17 protein-coding genes are annotated in these 23,954 nt (G+C 56.7%); 1 reads left to right on the top strand and 16 read right to left on the bottom strand.

The annotated features are described in order from the left end of the window. Positions 1-11 precede the first annotated feature (11 nt). From F5984_RS12295 to F5984_RS12220, 16 genes are all read right to left on the bottom strand, one after another. Complete coding sequence (locus F5984_RS12295; protein ID WP_152124578.1) at positions 12-596, bottom strand: RNA polymerase sigma factor; 585 nt, start codon at positions 594-596, stop codon at positions 12-14. Positions 597-707: 111 nt separating this feature from the next. Next, entirely contained in the window at positions 708-2,144 is a 1,437-nt protein-coding gene (locus F5984_RS12290) for a sensor histidine kinase (protein ID WP_152124577.1), read from the bottom strand. 105 nt (positions 2,145-2,249) lie between these two features. Continuing rightward, positions 2,250-3,227, bottom strand: a complete 978-nt coding sequence (locus F5984_RS12285) for an AAA family ATPase (protein ID WP_152124576.1) — start codon at positions 3,225-3,227, stop codon at positions 2,250-2,252. Between the two features lie 42 nt (positions 3,228-3,269). After that, positions 3,270-3,854, bottom strand: a complete 585-nt coding sequence (locus F5984_RS12280) for a pseudouridine synthase (protein ID WP_152124575.1) — start codon at positions 3,852-3,854, stop codon at positions 3,270-3,272. Positions 3,855-4,080: 226 nt separating this feature from the next. Continuing rightward, positions 4,081-5,133: a glycoside hydrolase family 43 protein gene (locus tag F5984_RS12275; RefSeq protein ID WP_152124574.1), complete on the bottom strand. Its 1,053-nt coding sequence runs from the start codon at positions 5,131-5,133 to the stop codon at positions 4,081-4,083. 18 nt (positions 5,134-5,151) lie between these two features. After that, on the bottom strand, positions 5,152-6,216 hold the full coding sequence (locus F5984_RS12270; RefSeq protein WP_152124573.1) for an endo-1,4-beta-xylanase: 1,065 nt from the start codon (positions 6,214-6,216) through the stop codon (positions 5,152-5,154). 12 nt (positions 6,217-6,228) lie between these two features. Continuing rightward, positions 6,229-7,080, bottom strand: coding sequence for a pirin family protein (locus F5984_RS12265; RefSeq protein WP_152124572.1), 852 nt, complete (start codon positions 7,078-7,080; stop codon positions 6,229-6,231). Positions 7,081-7,216: 136 nt separating this feature from the next. After that, entirely contained in the window at positions 7,217-7,621 is a 405-nt protein-coding gene (locus F5984_RS12260; RefSeq protein ID WP_152124571.1) for a Dabb family protein, read from the bottom strand. Positions 7,622-7,903: 282 nt separating this feature from the next. Continuing rightward, complete coding sequence (locus F5984_RS12255) at positions 7,904-8,734, bottom strand: SDR family NAD(P)-dependent oxidoreductase (protein WP_152124570.1); 831 nt, start codon at positions 8,732-8,734, stop codon at positions 7,904-7,906. Beyond that, entirely contained in the window at positions 8,734-10,845 is a 2,112-nt protein-coding gene (locus F5984_RS12250; protein ID WP_152124569.1) for an alpha-glucuronidase family glycosyl hydrolase, read from the bottom strand. Before F5984_RS12250 ends, F5984_RS12255 begins: the two co-directional genes overlap by 1 nt. Before the next feature lie 268 nt (positions 10,846-11,113). Continuing rightward, complete coding sequence (gene uxuA, locus F5984_RS12245; protein WP_152124568.1) at positions 11,114-12,334, bottom strand: mannonate dehydratase; 1,221 nt, start codon at positions 12,332-12,334, stop codon at positions 11,114-11,116. A 52-nt stretch (positions 12,335-12,386) separates the two neighbouring features. Beyond that, positions 12,387-13,835: a glucuronyl esterase domain-containing protein gene (locus tag F5984_RS12240; protein WP_152124567.1), complete on the bottom strand. Its 1,449-nt coding sequence runs from the start codon at positions 13,833-13,835 to the stop codon at positions 12,387-12,389. A 30-nt stretch (positions 13,836-13,865) separates the two neighbouring features. Then, complete coding sequence (locus F5984_RS12235) at positions 13,866-15,857, bottom strand: sialate O-acetylesterase (RefSeq protein ID WP_152124566.1); 1,992 nt, start codon at positions 15,855-15,857, stop codon at positions 13,866-13,868. A gap of 99 nt (positions 15,858-15,956) precedes the next feature. Beyond that, positions 15,957-17,567, bottom strand: coding sequence for an endo-1,4-beta-xylanase (locus tag F5984_RS12230; protein ID WP_152124565.1), 1,611 nt, complete (start codon positions 17,565-17,567; stop codon positions 15,957-15,959). A 77-nt stretch (positions 17,568-17,644) separates the two neighbouring features. Continuing rightward, the gene (locus F5984_RS12225) at positions 17,645-19,393 is read right to left on the bottom strand and encodes a RagB/SusD family nutrient uptake outer membrane protein (protein ID WP_152124564.1); all 1,749 of its coding nucleotides are present in this window, start codon (positions 19,391-19,393) and stop codon (positions 17,645-17,647) included. A 27-nt stretch (positions 19,394-19,420) separates the two neighbouring features. Continuing rightward, a complete protein-coding gene (locus F5984_RS12220) occupies positions 19,421-22,546 on the bottom strand; it encodes a SusC/RagA family TonB-linked outer membrane protein (protein ID WP_185155499.1) in 3,126 nt (1,041 codons plus the stop codon). Positions 22,547-22,926: 380 nt separating this feature from the next. On the opposite strand from F5984_RS12220, the gene F5984_RS12215 reads away from it, so the two are divergent. Continuing rightward, a complete protein-coding gene (locus tag F5984_RS12215) occupies positions 22,927-23,952 on the top strand; it encodes a LacI family DNA-binding transcriptional regulator (protein WP_152124562.1) in 1,026 nt (341 codons plus the stop codon). Positions 23,953-23,954: the final 2 nt, after the last annotated feature.

Raw genomic sequence — 23,954 nt, 5'->3', positions numbered from 1 at the left:
CCGAAGGTCGGTTAGGTTCGGTAGAGTTCCCGCAGTTTATCCAGACAACGCAGCCGACTGGTTTTGGCCACCGCCGACGAGTTATACCCCTGTTGTTGGGCAATGTCGTCGTCCGAAAAGCCATCCCCCCACGCCAACAGCATCGACTGGCATTTTTCGCCCAGCAACCGCAGCCGTTGGCGCAATTGACCAGCGTCGTACTGCGCAATCAGCTGCTGCACCACCGAGCGGGACTCGTCGGGAAGTTGCAGCAAAGCCCCGTCGATTTCGACACCTTGATGCACACTTTCCCGATTAGTCGTTTTCCGACGAATCTGGTCAACACATTTGTTTGAAAAAAGACCGTAGAGATAGGTCTTGAGCGACGACCGCCCTTCGAACCGACCCGAAACCACCTGCTCAATCAGCGCCAGGAGGGCATCGGCGTAAGCCGTAGCGGTTTGCTCCTGGTCGAGCCGGTGTTTGCGCGCGCCTTCGCGAATCAGGTACGCGTACTGATCATACAATCGGTTTTCGGCCTGTCGGCGACGGGTGCCACCGGCACGTAGCTCCTCAATCCATTGGGCATCAGAAGGCACCTGGGCAGAAAACCACATCGGCAAAGAGAAAAGAGACGGATGAGCCGGTAAGTACGGAAAAAGGATACTCGATGTCAAGCCGTTAACGCGGACCGACGATTAAAGGCAGGGCTTACCACACACGCCACGCTATTTTTCCCGGAGTGGCCCAACAAACCGCAGGGTCGTGCCCTCGCCCGGCACTGAATCTATGTCCAGTGTGCCCGACAACGACCGGGCTCGCTGCTCCATGCTGCGCAGGCCATTACCCCCACACCCTATCTGACCAGACGAAAACCCATTGCCATTATCCCGAATGAGTAGCTCGATTCGGGGTTCATGCGGTACCGAGCGGTCGAGCGAGAGCCGAATTTGTACTTCTGTAGCCTCTGCATGACGAACGAGGTTGTGCAGCGCTTCTTTGAACAGCAAAAACAGATCCCGCCGGTACTCGGCCGGCAGTGGCAAGTCCGTATCCGGCGACGGCAGCTGAATATCAAGGGTAATAGCCCGCCCAACCAACAGGTTCCGGGCGGTTTCTTCGAGCCGAAACGCCAGATTCTGCAAGGTATCGTGTATTGAATTGAGATTCCAGATGATCTCACGCATGGTAACAACCACCCGCCGGGAAGCCTGACTGATAAGCGTTAACTTATCTGAAACGGCGGTGTCGGTCTCCGGTATCACAGCCTCCTCTGTAGTAAGGCGGGCAGAACGGACGCCCCCGGTGGTCTCATGGCGCAGCTGCCGACTGGCCGCCATGGCGAGCATACCGATACCACCCAGATCGGCCCCGAGTTCATCGTGCAGGTCGCGGGCAATATCGTCGCGGATGCGCTGGAGCTTCTGCTGCTTGCGTTCGTTTTCCTGAAGCTGCTCGATCAGTTGAGCCTGAATCTGCTGTTTTTCGAGTTCGTTCTGGTTATTGAGCCGGGCGAGTCCGAGAGTAAAGCAGAGCACCTCCAACACGACCCCCATCTGAATATAGGTAACCGGAAACGAAAACGGATTGCTCAGTTGCCGGGTAAATACGGCGGGAATAAAATTAATGCAGAGCGCAAACACACACCCGCTGACAAAAAAGAACGAACCAAGGATAAAATACGAAATAACCGGCTGCCGCAACCGCACAATCCGGGGCACAACCACCAGGGCTAAAGCCGCGAGAATGAATCGGTTAACCGTGTAAAGCAAACTCCGGGCTGCGTCGGAAACACCAGCCAGCCAAAGCACCGTATCGAGCACCGACCCAACTACCAGTAGCGCGGTCATCATCCGCATCAACCGGTAGCTAAACGGGTCTTTCTGCGGAATATTGATGAGCAGAATGGCGAAGCGTATATATAGGATAAACGCAATGGATTCCAGCAGGGCTACCGCATAGTTGGCACCGGGAGCGTAATCAGCCGACGCATAGTCGGAGTCATCGAGCCGAAACGTGATGACCATGCACAAAATGTACAGGGCATACTGCCAGTAAATGGCTTTCCGCTGCTGCACAAACGAGAGCAAGGCATACAACACCATCATTCCCAACATACCGTCGAGAAAAACCCGAAGCGTACCATAAGCCGGTATCCCGTTCATGAATTGACTGTTAGAGGTTGGACTGCTGGAGGTAAGACACGTGTCGACTGCCCTTTAAAGAACGTCAAATTGGATTCTCTACCGCCCCTCTTTTATCGAACGTCATCAGAAACCCGCTTCCAGCAAGGCGTCAATCGCGTCCGTCAGGGTCTGCCAGCGCGTGGCCCAGTCGCCCGAAACCCGCACGTATGCGATGTTGCGCCTATCAAGAGCCGCTTTGAACCGGTCGAACATCTCCTGCCGCCGGTGTCCCAGATCCCGCAGGCCGTCGGCCACCCAGGGCACATCAATATCGAGCAGAAAATACAGGTCGTAGGGCACTTGCGCTTCCAGCTCTGCTAAAACAGGCGGAACCTCGTTCAGGTATATCTCGGAATACAAACCCGTCGTGATAACGTCGGTATCGCAAATGAGCACTTTATTCGCCCGCTCCATAGCCTGTAACACCGCCTGGCTTTGGGCGTGGCCAATTTTCACAATGTCGTCGAGGCTGAATGCGTTGTCGGTAATCAGGTCGCGGGCTACCTCGTGCACAAAGGCTGTTTGGTAGTGGTCGGCCAATTGGCGACCGGTGGTGGTTTTGCCCACACTTTCGGGGCCGTACAAACAAACCCGTTTGGTGAAATAAGGCCGCACTACAACCGGAATAAATTCCCAGTACCGATACGGATGGGTACGAATCTGCGTAGCCGACACCGGCACCCCTACCCGTTGGGGATCAAACAGGATACAGGGCCGTTGGAGATGCTCAGACAAGGGGGCTCCGTACGCTTCCGAACAAAAAAAGGCATCCACGTCCGGGAAACGTTGCCGGATAAACCGCGCCCAGCTTTTGGTAGCTTCGTACAGCGGCAGGGCCGGGTCGTGAAAATCGTCGTCTACCACCACAACCTCTACCCCCGGCCTGTCGGCAAGTAGTGCCCGCAGCCACCGTTCGCGCAGAGCCGGTGAAATGGGGTCATCGGGCGTGACGCTCATAGAAACCGTAAGCCGCTCGCACTGTTTCAGGGCAAAGTCGATCAGGGCGAGGTGCCCCGCATGTACCGGCATGAACTTACCGAAAACCAAACCGTGGGAAAACATGGGAATGGGAAAAGGGAGGAAAGGAAAAAAGGAGAACGTGGGCTAAATAACCTGAGCGGCTTTGAGATCGGCCCGACTCAGAGGCCGAACCTCGCCCGGCTGCATGCCCTCGGCGGTCAGTCCTTTGATAGCCCAACGCACCAGCCGCAACGTCGGGAAGCCCACAGCGGCCGTCATTCGGCGTACCTGCCGGTTTTTACCCTCGTGTAGGGTCAGGGCAATCCAACTGGTGGGAATACTGGCCCGGTACCGAATAGGCGGGTTACGCGGGGGCAGTCGATCCTCAGCCCCTTCCAGCTTCTCGACGCGTGCGGGCAGCGTATCGTACGGTTTACCGTCCACGCTGATGCGCACCCCGGAGGCCAGCTTCGTCAGGGCTTCGTCGGTAATAGCCCCCTCCACCTGCACCCAATAGGTTCGCTCATGCCGAAACCGGGGATTAAGCAATCGATGATTCAAAGTGGTATCACTCGTGAGCAGCAGCAGCCCTTCCGAATCGGCATCGAGCCGCCCAACCGGGTACACATCCCGCGCCAGGGTAACGGGCAAATCGGCCAGCGTGGGTTTATCGCCTTCTTTCGAAAACTGCGACAGCATCAGGTAGGGCTTGTATATAAGGAAGTACATACCACAAAAGTAGTTCATAGTACCCCCTAACCTCAAATCCGGCAGAGTAAACCCAAACGGCCAGGCAAAAAAATGCCCCAGCCGACACACGACCGGGGCATTTTTTTAATGGATAATGAAAAATGTAATCTGTAATATAAAATGAAGAATGTGTAATGTGTAATTAAGCTAACTATCAAGCCGTTCATTATCCATTACACATTCTTCATTTTACATTATTCATTCTTCACGGATTAATCGTCTCGATGGTACCGTCTGGTTTCCGTTTCAGTTCGGTGACTTTCACGTTGCGCAGGTGGGTTTTACCCGACAGCTCCACGTCGTGGTAAAAAATATACCACTTCCCCTTCACCTCGACAATAGAATGATGGGTCGTCCAGCCCGTAACGGGATTCATAATTACGCCCTTGTACGTAAATGGGCCGTAGGGAGAGTCGCCAACAGCATAAGCCAGAAGGTGCGTATCGCCGGTAGAGTACGAGAAATAGTACTTGCCCCCGAACTTGTGGAGCCAGCCCCCTTCAAAAAACCGCCGGTTGTGGTCACCGGCCAGAATAGGCTTACCGGCTTCGTCCAGAATCTGCACGTCGCGGGCGGTCTCATCGAACCGGAGCATGTCGGCGCTCAGACGAGCCACTTTAGCGCTCAGGGCCGGTTGATCGGGCTTACCCAGATCCGTATCAGAGCCATTCGCATCGTACTGGCCCGACGCCCATTTCTGGAGCTGTCCACCCCAGATGCCCCCGAAGTACATGTACGATGTACCATCGGTATCAGTAAACACCGCCGGGTCGATGCTATAACTACCGGCAATGGGTTGGGGTTCGGCTTTAAACGGCCCTGTCGGTGATTTGCTCGTGGCCACACCCATCCGAAACACATCCTGTTTGTCCTTGACGGGGAAATACAGATAATACGTACCGTTTTTATAGGCCGCATCGGGTGCCCAAAGCTGCCGACCGGCCCACGGAATATCCTTCAGGTCGAGAGCAACCCCGTGATCCGTCACTTTGCCGCCAATTTTATCCATCGACAGCACGTGGTAGTCGCGCATGGCAAAGTGGCTGCCCTTATCGTCTTCTTTCACCCCCGCGTCAATATCGTGCGAGGGGTAAATATAGATTCGGCCGTTGAACACATGCGCCGACGGGTCGGCGGTGTAAATATGGCTCACCAGCGGTTTTTCGAGGTATTTACGCGGGGCTTGTCCAAAGCCGCTGAGTAGCCCGGGACCCGCCAGCAAAATGGCTGTCAGCGCAGCCTGTGAGTATCGTGTCATGATGGTTATCGTACGTAGTTAAAAATTGACCACTTCGTGGAACGCTTTTTTGGGTGCCAGATTAACGTCGAACAGCAAAGGGTAATCTTTGCGGTTTTGTACCGGGAAATTGTCGAGCCACGAGGATTTATCCGAGACATTCCAGAACGTCACGCCCGTGATGTCCTTTTTATGCTTCCGCAGCACCGAGAACAGCATCTTGTAGTGTGCGGCCTGTTTTTCGTTCATTTCGGGGGTAAACTCACTCTTATCCGTCTCGCGCCGGGCGCGCCGTTCGTGTTCTTTCGGGTACACCGACACGTCGAGCTCCGTGATTTGCACCTTTAGCCCCAGGCTCGCAAACCGGGTAATCGACTCTTCGAGCCCGGCCGCCGTAGGCTCTTGCAGCGACCAGTGTCCCTGCAACCCAACGCCATGAATAGGTACGCCTTTCTCCTTGAGCCGCTTCACAAGCCCATAAATTCGCTCCCGCTTGCCCGGACTCTCGGTGTTGTAGTCGTTATAGAACAACTGGGCGTTGGGGTCGGCCGCGTGCGCATATTCAAACGCCCGCTCAATGTACTCTTCGCCGATGATTTCGTAGAATTTCGATTTGCGGTAAAAGTCAGTTCCCCCGTCGGGAATAGCTTCGTTGACTACGTCCCAGGCGTACACTTTACCCTTGTACCGACCTACTACGGTTTCGATATGGCTTTTCAGCCGGGCCAGCAACACCTCTTTGGTGACGGGATTACCAGCCGCATCTGTAAAAAACCAGCGGGGGGTCTGGTTATGCCAGCACAACGTATGCCCCCGCATCCGAATCCCGTTCTGAGTGGCAAACTGCACAATGGCGTCGGCATCGGTCCAGTTATAGCGTCCTTCTTCGGGATGAATCGGCCCCATCTTCATGGCGTTCTCGGCCGTGATGCTGTTGAACTGCTGCCGAATCAGGTCCGCTTCGGGACCCGTCAGGTTGCGTGGGGCAACGGCCGCTCCAATCGGGAAATAGTCTTTGTAATAATCCTTCAGCCCTTTTTCGGGCGGCACAAAAGAAACGGACAGAAACAGGGCTCCGAGGCCCAGAAGCGATAAGGGTTTCATAGAAGTAAGGGGTTACTCGTTCCAGATACCAAACTTTCCCATGCGGTAATCGGTGTACGCCTGCCGGATTTCTTCTTCGGTATTCATCACAAACGGCCCGTTGGCTACCACCGGCTCATCGAACGGCTGGGCATGACCAAACAACAGCAGAGCGTCGGTCGTTGCGGTGATGTCGAGCGACTCGCCATCCCGGTTAAACTCTACCAGTTCGCGCTGCGTCACCGCCTGCCCGTTTACGGTGAGCATACCCCGAATGAGGTAAAACAGGATATTCCGGCTCGCATCTACGGGCAGGGTTACAGCCGTACCCGCTTTCAGCTCCACCGTTGCCAGAAACACATCGGTCAGGGTCGAAAACGCGCCCGACTGCCCGACCCAGTTGCCCGACACCAACCGAATCTGCACGCCTTCGGCGGGACTGACGCCTGGAATGTCGTCGCGCTGCAAACCCGTGTAGGCAGGTTCGGTCATTTTGAACCGGGCGGGCAGGTTCACCCAAAGCTGAAGGATTTCGAGCGGGCCACCCTCACGCCGGAACGTATCTGACGACACTTCGGCGTGAATCAGTCCACGCCCGGCAGTCATCCACTGCACCCCACCGGCCGTAATCACGCTCTGATACCCCTGCGAGTCTTTGTGCATGATGTCGCCCTCGACAATAAACGTGACCGTTTCCATGCCCCGGTGTGGGTGCGGTCCGAAGGGCAGCCCGTGGTTGTGGGGCGGGTAGGTCTGGTAACCGTGATGATTCAGAAATAAAAACGGGTCGATCTGCGCCAGTTGGCGCGTCGGCAGGGGTGAATAGGTAATCAGATCGGCAATCGGGCGATACTCGGCCCGATGCACTCGCTTTATGGTTCTCATAGGTATGGTTTACAGTGTATGGTTCTACGTTTTTGTGTATAGTTCGCAGTGTCAGGGGCTGGTTCGAGCAAACGTCATACCCACTCCTGTTACACTGCTCTTCGCCAACCAAAAACTAAGAACGAAAAACTAAAAACTATTTGGTTGACAAACTGACCGAATCGTACACGACTACTTTTTTCCAGAGATGGCTGTGCTTTTTGACAAATTCGAGGTGAATGGGATGTTTCTGATACACTTCCTCATCGGCCAGGGAGTCAAAAAACAAGAGCCACGAAACCTGATACGAGCGGTCGATGACGTCGCGGTTGGTACTCGCGGGCGTACCGATATAGGCCTGCCGGATAACCGGTACCGTTTTCAGCGTTTCGAGGGCGGCCAGCAGTTGTTTCCGGTCGGCCTCGCTATCGGGGTTAGCCAGCCAAAAATAGACGTGGTGCACAAACGGCCGGGCCGGTGCCGACTCAGGGGCAGCGGGACTAATCAGGGTAGCTGCGGCCACCGTTTGGGGTGCCTGCTGGATAAAATCGCGACGATTCATGAAATAGAGTTATAGTTTGTACTTGTTTGCGGGAGAAAGAAAAAGGAAAAAGGGAGAAGGGAGTAAGAGTCGGCTCAGTACTGGACATTAGATGCTGGACATTAGACGTTAGACCTTCCTATATAAAGGTAGTAAGTCTAATGTCCAGTGTCTGAAGTCCGAATGTCCAGTACTGAAAAGAGCCGACACACCCGGAGTTAAACATTCCAGTACGTATTTGTAACGGGAATCATATTTTCTTTTTCCCTTTCACTTTCTCCTTTTTCCCTTTCCTCCCCTTTTTTAAAACCCAATCGAATTTCCACCATCAACAGGCAGCGATGCGCCCGTGATGTACCGGGCCGCATCGGACGCCAGAAAGACTGCCGCCCAGCCAATATCTTCGGGTTTGCCAAATTTCCCCATGGGGGTACGGCGCATGGCCCGGTCGCGCCGGTCGGGGTCACCGTTCATGGCCACCTTGCTCATTTCGGTTTCGATAAAGCCGGGCGCTATGGCGTTGACCCGTACGTTATGACCCGAAAACTCGGACGCCAGCACTTTCACCATGCCCTCCACCGCCGATTTTGACGCTGCGTAGGCCACCACCCGGTCGATGCCGTAATAAGCAGCCATCGATGAGATCATGATAATTGACCCCTGCTGCCGGGCTACCATCCGCCGACCACACGCCCGGGTCAAGGCAAACACGGCGTTTAGGTTCGTCTGGATGATCCGGTTGAAGTCTTCGTCCGTCACTTCGAGGGCCGGTTTTTTCAGATTGATGCCGGCATTGTTCACCAACACATCGATAGGGCCATAGGCGGCTTCCACCGTTTCGACGAGCGCATCGAGGGTGTCGAGCTGGGTAACGTCGTTCACGTAATAATGGGCCGCGTTCTGGGCGGGGCCCTCCCCGATGGCCGCAATGGCCTCGCGCAGAGGGGCTTCCCGTCGGCCGGTAATTAGTACCGTAGCACCAGCCGCCACCATGCACCGGGCCATATCGAACCCAATGCCGCTGCCACCACCGGTAATCAGGGCCACTTTGCCTTCGAGTGAAAAAGCGCCGGGGCCAGTTTTGGCCGAAGCCGCAGCGGGCACATCAGCCTGTAATTCGGATACTTCCTGCATTATCGTAATTGGTAAATGTCAACGATTCGTTTGACCTCTTCAAGCGAGCGGTCGGGGGCTTTGAACGGAGCCGGAATAGGCCGCCGGGCAAACCGCCCAAAATACAGCACACAGGCATCACGCCACCAGATAGCCTCTTTCTGTTGTACCGCTAGTCGGCCAGCCACATCGTCGAACTGTTCGGGGTCGAGGGCGGGCTTCATCTGTGCCCACTGCTGCTGCATCCAGCGCACCGAGTCGGCACCGGTATAGTACCGGACGCACAGCTCATCCCAAAGCGAACGACCCGTTGACAGTGTCTGGTTCCAGGGCACATGATGAAACCAGAGCAAATACGGCAAAGGCGTGGTTTGGGGGTTTTCCCACTGCTGTTGCACCTGGGGGGTGTACAGGCTTAGGGCGTTGCTCCCCGTAGCGGTGCGGTTAAACCCAACCCCAACCGAGTCGGCCCGGTGGTAGTAGGTATGCCGCCAGTCAGGCCGGGGGGCTTTGTCGAGCCAGGGTTCGGGGCCGTAGTGGATTCCGTAGCCCATAATATGGTGTAATCCCAACGGATTGGTATAGTTCACGTAAATCTCCCGCGACCGCATCATCAGATCGGTAATAGTCTGTACCGCTTTCGGTTGCCGGGTGAGGGTCATTTGCACCCACTCGCGGGCAATGCCGTCCGACGGAAGGGTATGATCCCAGGCGAGCCGTCCGAACGCGTACCAGTTGGCCTGTCCCATGGTGTGGCCCGTCCAGTTGCGGTCGGAGCCCGTGTTGGCGACCCCGGCCATAGCGGTTTGTTCATACCCGTGCAGACTCCCGTCGATTACCTTCGCCACCGTCGAGCCAGGGCCTTTCACGTGGGTGTCGGTGTCTAAGCACTCCTTGAACATCGGGGCTTCGTACACCATGTGCGTAGCAAAGCCCAGGTATTCCTGCGTCAGCTGAAACTCCATAGCGAGGGGCGTTTTGGGCATGGCCCCGAATAAAGGGGAAAAGGGCTCACGAACCTGAAAATCAATCGGGCCGTTTTTCACCTGTACAATCACCTTCGGGTGGAATTTACCGTCGAGTGGGGTAAACTCTTCGTAGGCCGCCCGGAAACGGTCGGCATTTTCGGCGGGTTTGTACACAAACGACCGCCAGATGACCACTCCGTCGTGGGTACCGAGCGCTTCGGCGAGCATATTGGCCCCGTCGGCATGGGTGCGGCCGTAATCCTGCGGACCGGGCTCCCCTTCCGAATTGGCCTTCACCAGAAACCCACCGAAGTCAGGAATTTGGGCGTAAATCTCGTTTACCTTCTCGGCCCACCACTGCCGAACGGCCGGATCAAGCGGGTCGGCCGACTTCAGGGCGGGTTTGCCCGGCCCGTTCACTACCTTGGAAGCCGGGAAGTAGACCGACAGGTACACCCGAATACCGTAGGGGCGGAACACATCGGCCAAAGCCGCTACCTTTTTAATATACTCGTCGGTCATGAACCGGGGACTGGCGTTGACGTTGTTTACCACCGTGCCGTTAATCCCCAGCGATGCATTGGCGCGGGCGTAGTCGCGGTAACGCGGGTCGATACGTTCGGGCAACTCGTACCATTTCCAGAGCGACGAACCGGCGTACCCTCGTTCGATGGTGCCGTTGACATTATCCCAGTGGTTGAGCATTCGGAGCTTCACTTTCGGGTTGCTGGTTACGGACAGATTGGCCACCGATGCACCGGTCTGTACCTGCCGTAACAAGGCAAATGCTCCGTACAACACACCCGACGCGCTGTTGGCACTTACCACCAGGTTATTTCCACGCGATGCCAGTCGGTAGCCTTCGCGGTTAAGGGCGGGGTCGCTACCCACCTGCAACACAATACCGCCCGTTCGGCCAGCGGCCGAGCCAATGACCGGCACCGGTTTGCCCAGTAACCCCTGCAACCCGGCCTGTAATTCGGAGGCCGCCGTTCGTAGCACCGGGTCATTTCCCGAAACGGCAATAAACCCGGCCGACCGGGCATAGTTGGCCCGTTGAGTAGCATCGGGCAACGGATCGTACTTAAGCCAGAGCCGATACCCATCATCGGCACAAACCACATGGCTCGCCAGCAGCAAGCCCAGAAGAAGTTTCTTTATCATAAAGCGTGAAAGAGTGAAAGAGTGCGGGCCGTCGCTCCGGCGCACCGGTTTGGCAATGCGTGATGCGAAGCCCGGCGACCTTAATCCAAACCAACCAACAGGCTCTGCTTAAATCACTTATAGCGCAATCAACCAAAAACTAAGTAACCAGACTGAATTAAATGTATAATGAACAATGTAAAATGTATAACGAAATGGCTGATTATCAGCAGGCAATACAATTATTCATTATGCATTTCACCTTGTTCATTCACTTATAAGCCAAAAACTACACCCCCAACCCCCGACGGATACCCAGTTCCAGACCACGCAACTCGGCGAGGCCACGCAGGCGTCCGATGGCCGAATAGCCGGGATAGGTTTTCTTGTTTAAATCGTCGAGCATCTGATGTCCGTGGTCGGGCCGCATCGGGATGCTCGTTTCGCCAAGGCCAGCCTCAGCGCGCCGTTGCTCTTCGAGTACCAGCGCCTTCACCACCGCGTACATGTCTACGTCGCCCGCCAGGTGGTCGGCTTCGTGAAAGTCGCGGGGGCGGGTTGGTGGCCCCTCATTTTCGCGCTTAGTTGTACGGAGATGGATAAAATGGATGCGGTCGCCCCAGCGTTGCACCATACCGGGCAGATCGTTGTCGGGTCGCACACCGAGCGAGCCGGTGCAGAACGTAATGCCGTTGGCCCGCAGCGGGCAGGCCTCCATCAACTGAGCCAGATCGGACTCGGTGCTGACCACGCGGGGCAGACCAAGCAACGGAAACGGTGGGTCGTCGGGGTGAATACAGAGATTGACGCCCACCTCGGCCGCTACCGGGGCCACTTCGGCAATGAATGCGTACAGATTCTGCCGCAGTTCGGCATCACCAATGGCCGCGTACCCATCGAGCAGGCCCTGAAACGTTTCGAGCGAAAACGCTTCTTCGGAACCGGGTAGCCCCAGTAGTACGACCGATGTGAGCTCGGCGATGGCCTCGGCCGATAATTGGGCGTACCGGGCGCGGGCCGACTCGATAACCTCGGGCTCGTAGGCCGCTTCGGCACCGGGCCGCCGGAGAATACACAGGTCGAACAGGGCAAAGTCTTCCCAGACAAACCGAAGCCCGCGTGAACCGTCGGGCATTTCGTAGTGCAGATTTGTGCGCGACCAGTCGAGCACAGGCATGAAATTATAGCAGACGGTTCGGATGCCGCACGCGGCCAGATTCCGAATCGACGTTTTGTAGTTTTCGATAAACCGGTCACGGCCGGGTCCCTGTTTCTTGATGTCTTCGTGGACGGGCAGGCTCTCTACCACCGCCCAGTGCAGGGGTGTGTACCGGGCATTGTCGGCCTCGACCAGAGCAATACGCTCGCGAATAGCCGCCACCGACCACACCTCCCCGACCGGAATCTGATGCAGGGCCGTTACGACGCCCGTGCACCCTGCCTGCCGAATATCCATGAGTGACACCGGGTCGTTCGGCCCGAACCAGCGCATTGTTTGTACCATTCCCATTCTTTACGATCAATAACTCCGTTAATTCACCTGTTTCGGGTTGCCAACCGGTTCACTTCCGGTCCCGGCGACGGGGTTTTCCCGAGCTACTCCCCATTGTTTCACCTTTGCCAACGCCCATGTACCGGTCGGCAAACGCCAGAAACGTGGGCCAGTTAGGTCCGGTTGTATGGCCACCACTATGCTGCCGAAAGGCAATATCTCCGTCGACCAGGGCGGTTTCGAGGGGCGGAAAGGCCTGTGTACCAAGCCCTTTTTTACCCAGCAACTCGTACACCGGTCCGGCGTACGCGCCCCCCAGAAACATCCCCTTCGCATCGACCCACTGCCCCTCTACCGTGGGTGAACCCGAGCTAATAAATACGGGGCGGGGTGCACAAAGGGCGACCAGTTCGTGGGCATCCACGGGTAAATCGTTGGGGGTCAGCGGGCCAGCATACTTGATAAAATTTCCCGCCATCCAGTGGTATTCGGCCGCAGAAGCCACGTTCTCGACCTGCTCGCCAAACGTGCGCCGGTGAATCTTAACGCCCCCCTCGCCCGACGACCCGATAAACCCGATGGCAAAACGGGAATCGTAGGCCATAGTCACAATGGCCGCTTTGCCGTAGCGCGAAAGCCCTTCGATGCCTACCTGCCGGGCATCAACCGCCTTATCCGTTTCGAAATAATCGAGCGCCCGGCTGGCCCCCCAGGCCCAGGCTCGCAACGCCCCCCAATCGTCGGGTTTCCGGCGCCCCCCTTTGTTCATAAGGCCAATGATGCCCTCGGTAAGCCCCGCGCCATTGTCGGCCTGATAGCTGGTGGGGTAGATAACAGCGTACCCCCATCCTTTAGCCAGCAATTGCTGCTGCCAGCTCGGAACAGCCGGGGCCGTAGTAGAGGCTGGCGGTTGCGGGGGCCGAAACCCCGGCGGAAATCGAAAACCGTAACTCATCATCACGGGCACAGGGCCGGTTGCTTCGGCGGGAGTTGCCAGCATCAACTCAATTCGAACCTGAATGGCCGGGTACCGCGTATTATCGACATGCCCTATCAGCTGCTTCAACCGAATCGGGAACGACCCATTCACGGTGTCTTTGGTACTGACAACCTCCCAACGCACAGCCGGCGTATCGGCGGGCACCCGGCCGTACACCTCCCGGTCGAAGTCTTCCACCAGTTCGGGTCGGCGCTGCTGCCACCACTGACGGGCCGATGTGACCTTTTGCCCGTTTTTGAGCCGGAGCGGATCAGGCAGGGCGGTGTAGGTGGTGGCTTTGCTTTCGTCGACGTTCGCGGCATTGGGTGCCTGCGGGTTTCCCGAGGGGCCCGGTCGTAGCTGGGTAATCCCCAGTAAGGCCAGCATCGCCCGGTGATCGGCCTGCGTCAGTCGCCCTTGCCGCGCCAGCAGACTATCCTGCTCGGGTGTACGCGGGCCAAACTGCCCCCAACTGCCTGTGGGAATCAGGAGCACCCCAGCCGACAGGATACCCGCTATGGTTTTGGAAAAGGTATGCATAGGCTATTCTAAACGTCTTGAAACAAATACTTACCGGCTTGCGGGCAACTGTGCGCTAAACGGCGACGCGGGCAGGCCCTCGCGGTTGTACAGGTTAGCGCCCTCGGGGTTGTCGGCCCACGCATACCGAACGGCTACCGGCCGACGAACGGCGTCGTGCCAGACCTCCACGGTATTTCCCCGTATCCGGGCGTTGGCCCACAGGTAAGGCCCCAGTTTACCATCAGGGCCCATCGCTGCTACGGCAAACTGCTTTAGATCAGGGGTGTTACGGCTCACTAATCCGCTGCCCGTTTCCCGGAACCGGAGCACCAACCGGCCCCCTTTAAGCCGCATCGACTCGAATACAGGGCCACTCGTTACGCCTGTTTTATTGCCGTACGCAACCCGTTCGGCAGCCAGCGCGAGCCGTTTGCCCACGTCTGCTTTGTTCAACGGGTGAATATCATTCCACTCGCCCAGGTCGATGGCCACGGCCATGCCGGTATTGGGAAGGGCGAGGGTTTGCCGCTGTCCCTCCCGCAGTTGCGCCCACTCACTGTCGACGGGATCGTTCTGCACAGGCAGGTAATTGGCTAATTGTACAAACAGAAATGGGAACGGAGTCTGCGGAGTAGCGCCCTGCCAATGCCCGCGCCAGTCGTTGATAACGGCCGAAAACAGATCCCGGTACTCACCCGCCCGGCTTACGTTCGACTCGCCCTGATACCAGATCACCCCTTTAAACGCATACGGCAGCAGCGGGGCAATCATGCCTTTGTACAGGCCGCCGGGCATGTACTGAAAAAACGTTTGAGGCAGCAACGGCTGAGCCTCCGCCCCGACCTGATACTGCCACGAGCCTTTCAGATCAATCACCTGCCCCCCTACTTCGAGCCTATACGGTTTGTCGGGCGTAAAACCACCCCGCCCGATGTTGTTGATCACCCGCACCACAAGGGTGTTTTTGCCGGGGCGCAGCCCACCCGCCGGCACATCGTATTTGCGCGGGGGGTACTGGTAGCCAATCGTGCCGACAAACGAACCATTGAGGTACACCGAATCACGGTCGACAATAGTCCCCAGCCGCAGCCGGGCGGGTTGCCCGGCGAGGGAAGCCGGTACATCAAACTCTTTGCGGAACCAGACCACCCCATTCAGGTTTTTCAGGGCCGGATCAGATTCATCGGCCCAGTAGCCGGGCAGATTCATCCGGGGCCAACGGCTCGCATCGTAGGTCGGGTCGAACCAGGGTTGCGCGCCATGCCGCCCTTTGTCGGTTTGCCAGATTTGGGTGTACCAGGTCCGGCTCCGGGCATCGTCGGCCTGCCGAATCCCGGCCACATGGGTACTATCGGCCATTTTTTGGGCAACAGCCATATGCGTCGGAAACGCGTTCAGGGCCTCGTCACTCAGCCAGGCCTCAGCGGGCGACCCGCCCACACTCGCTTTGATGAGGCCAATGGGCACGCCATATTTTTCGTGTAGCGATTTGGCAAAAAAGAACCCCACCGCCGTGAATGCCCCAATCGTTTTGGGCGTTACGGCCTCCCAACGGCCGGGTGGCACGTCGTCCAGCGCAGCGTTAAACGAGTAGCGGGTGGGTACGTTGAACAGTCGGATATGCGGGTAATTGGCCGTCGCCATCAGTTCAGCGTACAGATCCACAACCCGGTTCATGGGTAACTCCATATTCGACTGGCCCGAGCAAAGCCACACATCCCCCACCAGTAAATCATTCAGCTTGAGCGTGTTTCGCCCCCCAATGGTCATCGAATAAGGTCCGCCCGCCCGTTGCGCCGGGAGTTGAACCCGCCAGGTCCGGTCGGGGCCGGTGGTGGCCCGGTACGATTGCCCCGCCCACGAAACGGTCACGACTTCGCCCGGATCGGCCCAGCCCCAGATGTTCAGCGGCACGTCGCGTTGCAGAACCATGCCATCTGTAATCAGTTTGGGCAGCCGAACATCGGCCCAGGCGGGCATCCCCACCAGGCTAATTCCGGACAACCAAAGGGCCAACAGGCGTATCGTGAACAGTTGCATACAGTCGCTCATAAAAACGAGAACACACTTCCCACCGAACCAGCGGGAAGTGTGCGATTAATTACCTATGATAAGTCTGTGTAAGGAAGCATATTCCCCTTATTCTTTACCCTGCAACCCTTTGAGCATACCGGCATAAGCCGGCTTTTTGTTGTAATCCTTATCCCAAAGAGTAGGAAAATCAGTACGGCCCTGCGAGAGCACAATCCAGCTGTCTTTATCCGTGACGTTCCAGACCGTGACCCCATAGCGCTGATTGGCCGGCACGTTGCGGATGTACGAATTAATGATGTAGTTGTACATAGCCGCCTGGTAGTCCAGCCATTGGGGTGAATTCTGAAAATCAGTCACATTATTCGGATTCACCCGCACGTCGAGTTCTGTAATCTTTATTTTCAGGCCCGTAGCCGCCAATTTCTTAAACATCGACTCAATGCCCGCGTAGGAGGTGTTCCAGTTCACGTGCATCTGCGTACCAATGCCGGTGATCGGCACTTTCTGGGCCTGTAGCTCTTTTACCAGCCCGATAATCGAGTCAAGCTTGGCCGCATTCGACTCCAGGTTGTAGTCGTTGATGAACAGGTCGGCGGTTGGGTCGGCCTGATTGGCGTAGGTAAACGCTTTGGCTACGTAGCTGCGGCCCATAAACTGCGCCCAATAGTAGGTATCGCCGGTTGATGCGCCCGTCCGAAATACAGCGCCATCGGTGTACGGCTCGTTCACGACATCCCAGGCGCGAACTTTGTCTTTGTAGCGGCCCACCATAGCCTGAATCCAGGTTTTCAGGGCGTTGTCTACCCGGGTAGCTACCTGTCCCGACGTCGGGGGTGCTCCGGCGCTGGCATCTTCAACCTTCACGTTATCAATCAGGTACGTACCCGCACCATTGAAGTGAAGTTTGAGTTGTGGGTTGGTTTCGCCCACCGTCACGTTCCAGACATAGGTCGCCCAGGCGTTGGTCGAAAACGTCAGCTGGTTTTCGGTGTAGGCCGTATTTTGCAACACCAGCTTAAACTGTCCGCTGCCCGACAGGGCTTTGACAGATACACTTACCCGGTACTGCCGACCGGCCACGGCCGTAAAGCTGGGCCCGAGCGACTGCATGTCGTAGGCATTGGCACCGGGTGTGGTTACCGTCACTCGCAGCGCCCGCCGACTGCCGGTATTAGGCTCTACATCAGCGGTTTCGGCCGAGTACGTCCCCACGGCATTGCCGCCCACCAGGTTGTTCCAGTTGGTAAACGTGTTACCACTGCCCGCTTCAAAATCACCGTTTTCGATCAGGTTGACCGGGTTACTCGATACAGCCGTGCTGGCCAGTGAGCGCAGGTAATCCCCATTGTTGTTCTGGTGCCAGGCCAGTACGTGTCCGTACACGGGCATACCCACGAGGTTCACCAGCTCGTCGGTCCGGGTAAAGTCGATGGTGCCGTTGTTGCGTACCATGGCCCCGTGCTTCATCTGGTATTCAAAGGTCACATTGTCGAATTCCGACTTCACGAGGGCCGCGTATCGCGGGTCGTTCTTCATCAGATCGTACGCAATGGCCACCCCCACGGGAAAATCGGCGGCCTCCTTCAGCGTACCCGTCACGTCGGTCGGGTTGTAGCTCAACTGCCGATCGGCCGCCATGTCGATCGGTTCACAGGCCGTCAGGGCAACTACCGACAGGGTAGCCAGACAGCCGACAAGTTTGTTGGAAACGTACATGGAGACAAGTTATCTGGAGTACAAAGGTTGCGGCCGGAATCAAGGTAGTTCCAGCGTCCCGGCCGCAAGCCCAACCACTAATTATAGCCAGGATTTTGTGGAAACTTTGGTCCTGTCGTTGTCAGGTCAATCTGTGACTGCGGAATGGGCCGCAGCAGGTGGAAATCCCGGAAGCCCGGCGTTGGGTTGTACTGTTCCAACCGGCGCTTGAGGCTCTGGGTCCGCACCAGATCATGCCAGCGGGTATTCTCGCCGTACAACTCGCGGGTGCGCTCATCGAGCAGAAAATCAATCGTAGCCTGCGATGGGCTGATGGTCATGGCCGTAGCGGCTGCCGCATTCTGGGCGGCCGTGTTAGTGGCCTTGAACGCGGCCCGCTGCCGAACGGCATTGATCATGGCCGCGGCTTCCTGCGGTTTGTTATCCTTAATATAAGCCTCAGCCGCCAGCAGGTAGGTATCCGCCAGACGGAACAGAATGATAGGCCGGTACGACGACTCGTTGACCGTCAGGCGATTCACAGCCGCGTGCTTCGTCATGGTCGGGTGCAGGTCGGCGGTGTACTGCGACGGTGCCAGAATAACCCCCTTGAACGCCCGACGCTGAGCCTCAGTCACCTCTACGCCCGGCATCCAGATGGCCGTATCGCGACCGGCCACGAGCGACCCACGCGAGGTTGTTACGGGCGTGGTGCGGTTGAAGATCCAGGCCGACTGGAACGTTTTGAAATACCGCGAATCATTGTTGCGCTCGCCAAACGCCGTGTTGAGCGTATAGTTCGTGGGGCGGAATCGGCGGAATGGCCGACCGTTGCGGGTGTCGCGGTCCATCACAGCGATCGAATTGGCCGGTGCCCCCGAAATACCGAAGTTAACGTTCAACGCGTTGGTGTACAGCGATACCCAATAGAAGTTAAGCCGATTTTCTTTGTTGCCGTTGGCAATCTGGGGCGAGTTGTTAAACTGGCTTTCGGCATAGCTCGGGTCGGTATTCCGGTCGATCACAAAAATGGACTCCCGGCCGTATTCGTTGCCTTCGCGGAACACGTTCGCGAAATCCTGCTCCAGACCCAGCCCGTAGGTTGCCTGATTATCGATCAGCTGACGGGCCGTAGCGGCTGCCGTCGCAAAGTCAGACGGTTGAGCCGCTGCCGACCAGCCGCGGGTTAGGTACACTTTTGCCAATAAATGGAGCGCGGCTGGTTTGGTAGCCCGGCCTTTCGATTGGTTCGAAGTGGCGGGTAACTCCTGCACGGCTTCCGTCAGGTCCTTAATCATGGCCGCGTACACCTCGGCCTGCGGAGCGCGGGTAGCCGACGTGGTAGGGACATCGATAAAGCTCAGGCTCAGGGGGACATCGCCAAAATTGCGCACGAGCTGGAAGTAATAAAACGCCCGTAGAAACTTAGCCTCAGCCAATAATGCCGTCCGACGAGCCGGGTCGATAGCGGCTGAAGGACCGAATTTGAGCACCCCGTTGAGGTTGTTGATGGCCTGGTAGCTGTTGTTCCAGATCGAGGCCACCTCCCCTACCGACGGCAGAATGTTGTTATATTCAAAGAAGGTCCGGTTGCCGTCGCTGGCCCCCAGAATTGACTCGTCGGTACCCGCGTTTTCGGTGTACGTGTAGCCCTCTGAGCCCCAGAAAAAGCGGGCAATCGAATACGAAGCGGTTACGCCCCCTTCCAGACCACCGGCCGTTGCAAAGAATTCAGGGCCCAGATCCGAACGAAACTCCTGTTCGAGTACATCCTGGCAGCCCGTTGCCAACACCGCCGTCAGCATAAGGCCCCACGTACCCTTTTTGAAAAACGTATGAATTTTCATGATTGTCTTAACCGAGATTGTGGAGAATTAGAACGAAAGGTTGACGCCAACGAGCAGTTGCCGGGTGGGCGGGGTTGTCAGGCCCACCGTGATAGCCCGGCCTGTAACACCCGTACCCGCGCCCGCGCCCTGCGTTGGCACCGCTCCACCCGTACCGGTCCCTTCGGGGTCAATACCCAGGCCGGCCCGCACAAACGGCGAGTAAATAAGGAACGGGTTACGCGAGGTTACGTACACCTGTGCCCGGCTGAAGCCCATGCGCTTGAGCAGCGTTGGCGCGAGATTGTACGCCAGGTTGAGGCTCTGCATCCGCACAAACGACCCATCGTAGTACCCCAGGGTCGATGAGAAGTTGATCCGGTCGCCGGGGGCGGGCATCGGAAACGCGTTGGTCGGGTTGGTGGGGGTCCAGTAATCGAACTTGGGCTGGTTTACCCGGCCGTTGTTCAGGAAGGCGTAGCCCGTACCTGTACCGTCCGACTGGAAATAGGTCGCTACCAGCCGGTTGCCGATCCGGGCATTCATGGTAGCCGTCAGTTCCCAGTTTTTGTACGTAAACCGGTTGGTCATACCCCCAATCCACTTCGGCTGGAACGTCCCCACTACACTGCGGTCGGCATCGGTAATCCGGCCGTCGTTGTTCAGGTCGGCGAGTTTAATCTGACCCGGAGCGGCATTGTACCGGGCTGCCTGATCGGCCTCGTTCGTTTGCCAGATACCCAGTTTTGTGTAATCGTAAATCACGTTGATCGGTTGACCCACAAACCAGCCGTTGCCAATGTCCTGGATCTTGGCGGGGTCTTCCAGGGCCAGAATTTTCTCCCGGTTGAGCGAGAAGTTCAGGTCCGTTGTCCACTTAAAGCCACTCGTGCGGTTGTCAACGTTTACGGAGTTCAGTACAACCTCCACCCCACGGCCCTGGGTTTTGGCCGCGTTGGTCCAGTAGCTGTTGGCCCCGTTGCTGAGCGGCAGGTTTTTCTGCACCAGCAGCCCTTCGGTGGTTTGCTGATACAGATCAACCGAACCCGTCAGGCGGTTGTTGAACAGACCAAAATCCAGACCTACGTTCACGTTGCTTGTCGACTCCCACTTCAGCCCCTGGTTGCCAAGGGTACTCACAAAATAACCCAGTACGTTGGTGGTACCGAAGTTATAGCGGTTGGTAGCCAGACTCCCCCGGGTAGCCCCGGCCGGAATCCCCTGGTTACCCGTTACGCCATAACCCGCCCGCAGCTTGAGGTTCGAGATGTAGGCGTTGTTTTTCAGGAACGACTCGTTGCTGATGTTCCAGCCCACCGCAAACGCGGGGTAATTGAGCCACGTACCCTCGGGGAACACCGACGAACCATCGCGCCGGAAGGTAGCCGTCAGCAGATACCGATCCGAGAACACATAGTTGACCCGCGCCATCATCGACACCAGACCGCTGCGGCTGAAGCTGTTGGCCCCACCAGCGGGTACCACCGGCGTACCGCTGGCGAGGTTCAGGTTATAGTATTGGATATAGTCGGCCGGTAAGCCGGTTGCTTCGACCCGGTTGGTAAAGCTGCGATCCTGCTGCACCCCGTATAGGCCCGTGAAGGTCAGCCGGTGCTTCTCGGCGAATACTTTTTCGTACGTCAGGATATTATCGATGGTGTAGCGGTAAGCCTCGCCGTTCTGTACAGCCGCGCTGTTCTGGGTCGGCAAGGTTGAGCCCGCGTTGATGATCGTGTTGGGGCCGAGGTATTGTCCGAAGTTCTCCTGCCGGAAATCGAGACCTACGTTGAGCCGGTACTTGAGTCCATCCAGAATCCGCACTTCACCGTACAGGCTGTTAAACGTGGTGATGCGCCGACGGCGCTGCACAATGGCGTTGGCATCATCGAGTGTAACGGGGTTCATCGTCGACAGTTCATCGACCGTGCCACGCAGCGGGCGCAGGTTGGGCGTTCCGTCAGGCAAGGTCGGCGAGGTCAGCGGGCTGATACGCAGCGTGTTGTACACCGGGTTAATACCCTCTCCACGGGTGTAGTTGAGGTTGCTCAGGTTGGTAAAACCGACACTCACCCGACTCCCGATTTTTGTGTCGATTGAGGTGCGGAGCGAGAATCGCTCGAATTTCTGACCGGTAATGACGCCCGTTTCCTTGTAATAACCGCCTGAAAAACCGTAGGTTGTGCTTTCGCTACCGCCCGACAGGCTCAGTTCGTTGTTGGTCACGAACCCTTTTTTGTACAGCAAATCCTGCCAGTTGGTCGACGTACCCGCCGTAATTCCCGCCAGTTCGTCGGGTGAGTAGCCCGCGCTGTACTGCGCCAGATCGCGCATCGCTTTAAATTCAGCGCCGTTGAGCATGGGGTACTGCCCCAGAATGGTGTTTTGCCCCGCCTGCCCGCTGTAGGTAATGGTAGGCTTCCCTACCCGACCCCGCTTGGTGGTGATGAGCAACACCCCGTTTGAGCCCCGCGAGCCATAAATAGCGGTTGCTGATGCATCTTTGAGAATGTCGATCGTTGCGATATCGTCGGTGTTCAGGTCATTGAGGCTACCGCCATAGGGCACCCCGTCAACCACAATCAGGGCGTCGTTGGAGCCGCTAAGCGAGCGGTTACCCCGAATCCGCAGCTGCGCACCCGCACCGGGCGCTGTTCCCGTACGGGCCAGATCGACCCCGGCGGCCCGGCCCTGTAATGCCTGTAGCAGGTTGGCTGCCGGTACTTCCTTCAACGCCCGTGAGTCGACCGAAACCACCGAACCGGTCAGGTCAGACCGGCGCTGGGTACCGTATCCCACCACGACCACCTCGCTCAACTGGTTGTTCGACGGGGTCAGCTGCACCCGCAGCTCTTCGCTCCCGTTGCCGGTCGATACTTCTTTAGAGCCATAGCCCACCAGCGATAGCACAAGTGTGCTGTTTGGCGTGGCAGCAATCGTAAACCGACCATTCGCATCGGCCGCGGTACCGCGCTGGGTGTTTTTAATAACCACCGATGTGCCGGGCAGTGGCTGATTGTTTTCATCCACCACTAAGCCCTTAACCTGTACGGTAGGGGTTTGTGCCTGCACATTGAGCCAGGTGCCAAGCCCCACTACTACCGCCAACAAGCCCCTCCAGTTGCAGGCGGGTCGTTTACGGCCAATGGATCTGAGTTGTAATAGGAAAGTTTTCATCATCTACCAGATGTGTGTGTCGTTTATCGATGCACAGTGGCAACTGTACACCCATTTTTTTGCAAAGTATTAGTGTTAAATTTAAATTTGCAATCGGTTGCAGAAAAAAATAATTTTTTTGTGTCATCCAAACCCGATTTAGTGCAATAGCCTAGGGGTTTCCCCAGAACAACCGATATACCTCAGCATTACCCATTCACATGCGCACAAAAAATGCAAAGAATCGGGATAAATCAGACATAAAATATCGCCTAAGGCAACAGTCCTTTTACTTACCCACGGAAACTACTTATGCAATGGGTTGCAAACGGTAAAAATAAGCGGGTTGGTACTTAATTTGTGGTACAAATAGAGAGGCCCAACTTGTACGGAAGTCAATCATGGAGAAAGAAGTTACGATATACGATATAGCCAAGCGGCTCAATTACTCACCCGCCACCGTCAGTCGGGCACTCAACGACCATCCGGCCATTCGAAGCGATACCAAAGACGTAATCACCTCAATGGCCCGACAAATGGGCTATCGGTCCAATACGTTTGCCAGTAACCTGCGTCGGCAACGCACGAATACGATCGGCGTAATTGTCCCCCGGCTGAACAGTAACTTCATGTCGTGTGCCCTGGCGGGTATGGAAAAAGTGGCCAACGAAGCCGGTTATAACCTCATTATCAGCCAGTCACTAGAATCGGCACGCAAGGAAAAAGCGAACGCCAAGACCATGTTCGATAGCCGGGTTGATGGGTTGCTGGTGTCTGTTTCGTACGATACCGAAGACATTGAGCACTTCGACGATTTCATCAATAAGGGGGTACCCCTCCTGTTTTTCGACCGGGTAATTGAGCACAATCAGTGCCCCAGTATTGTGATCGACAATGTGAAGGCGGGCTACGAAGCCACAACGCACCTGCTCGAACAGGGATGCACCCGGCTGATGCACGTAACGGGTAATCTCAAGCGTAACGTATATGCCGACCGGCTGAAAGGATATCGTATGGCTTTACAGGACCGTGATATTCACTACGAAAAGCAGTTGGTGCTCGAAACCGACCTCAGCCAGGAGGCCGGGGTTGAAGCCGCCCGACAACTAATGGCTTTCCCCCACCGCCCGGACGGACTGTTTGTTACCAATGACCTTTGTGCCGTTACCTGTATGGGGCAGTTAAAAAAGGCGGGGCTGTCCATTCCGGCCGATGTCGCCGTAGTGGGTTTCAATAACGACCCTGTTTCTCAGGTGGTTGAGCCCAACCTGACTACGATTCACTACCCCGGCCGCGAAATGGGCGAGATCGCCGTAAAGAGTCTGATCAATCATCTGAACGGATTGATGGACATGCAAACCACCAATACCATTATTTTGCGGTCTGAACTGATTATTCGGGCGTCTTCGCTTAAAAAAGCGCACTAAGC

The sequence above is a fragment of the Rudanella paleaurantiibacter genome, assembly GCF_009184635.1.
Taxonomy (GTDB): Bacteria; Bacteroidota; Bacteroidia; order Cytophagales; family Spirosomataceae; genus Rudanella; species Rudanella paleaurantiibacter.
The sequence above is the reverse complement of the archived record's forward strand: the minus strand, read 5'-3'. Positions and strand labels throughout refer to the sequence as shown.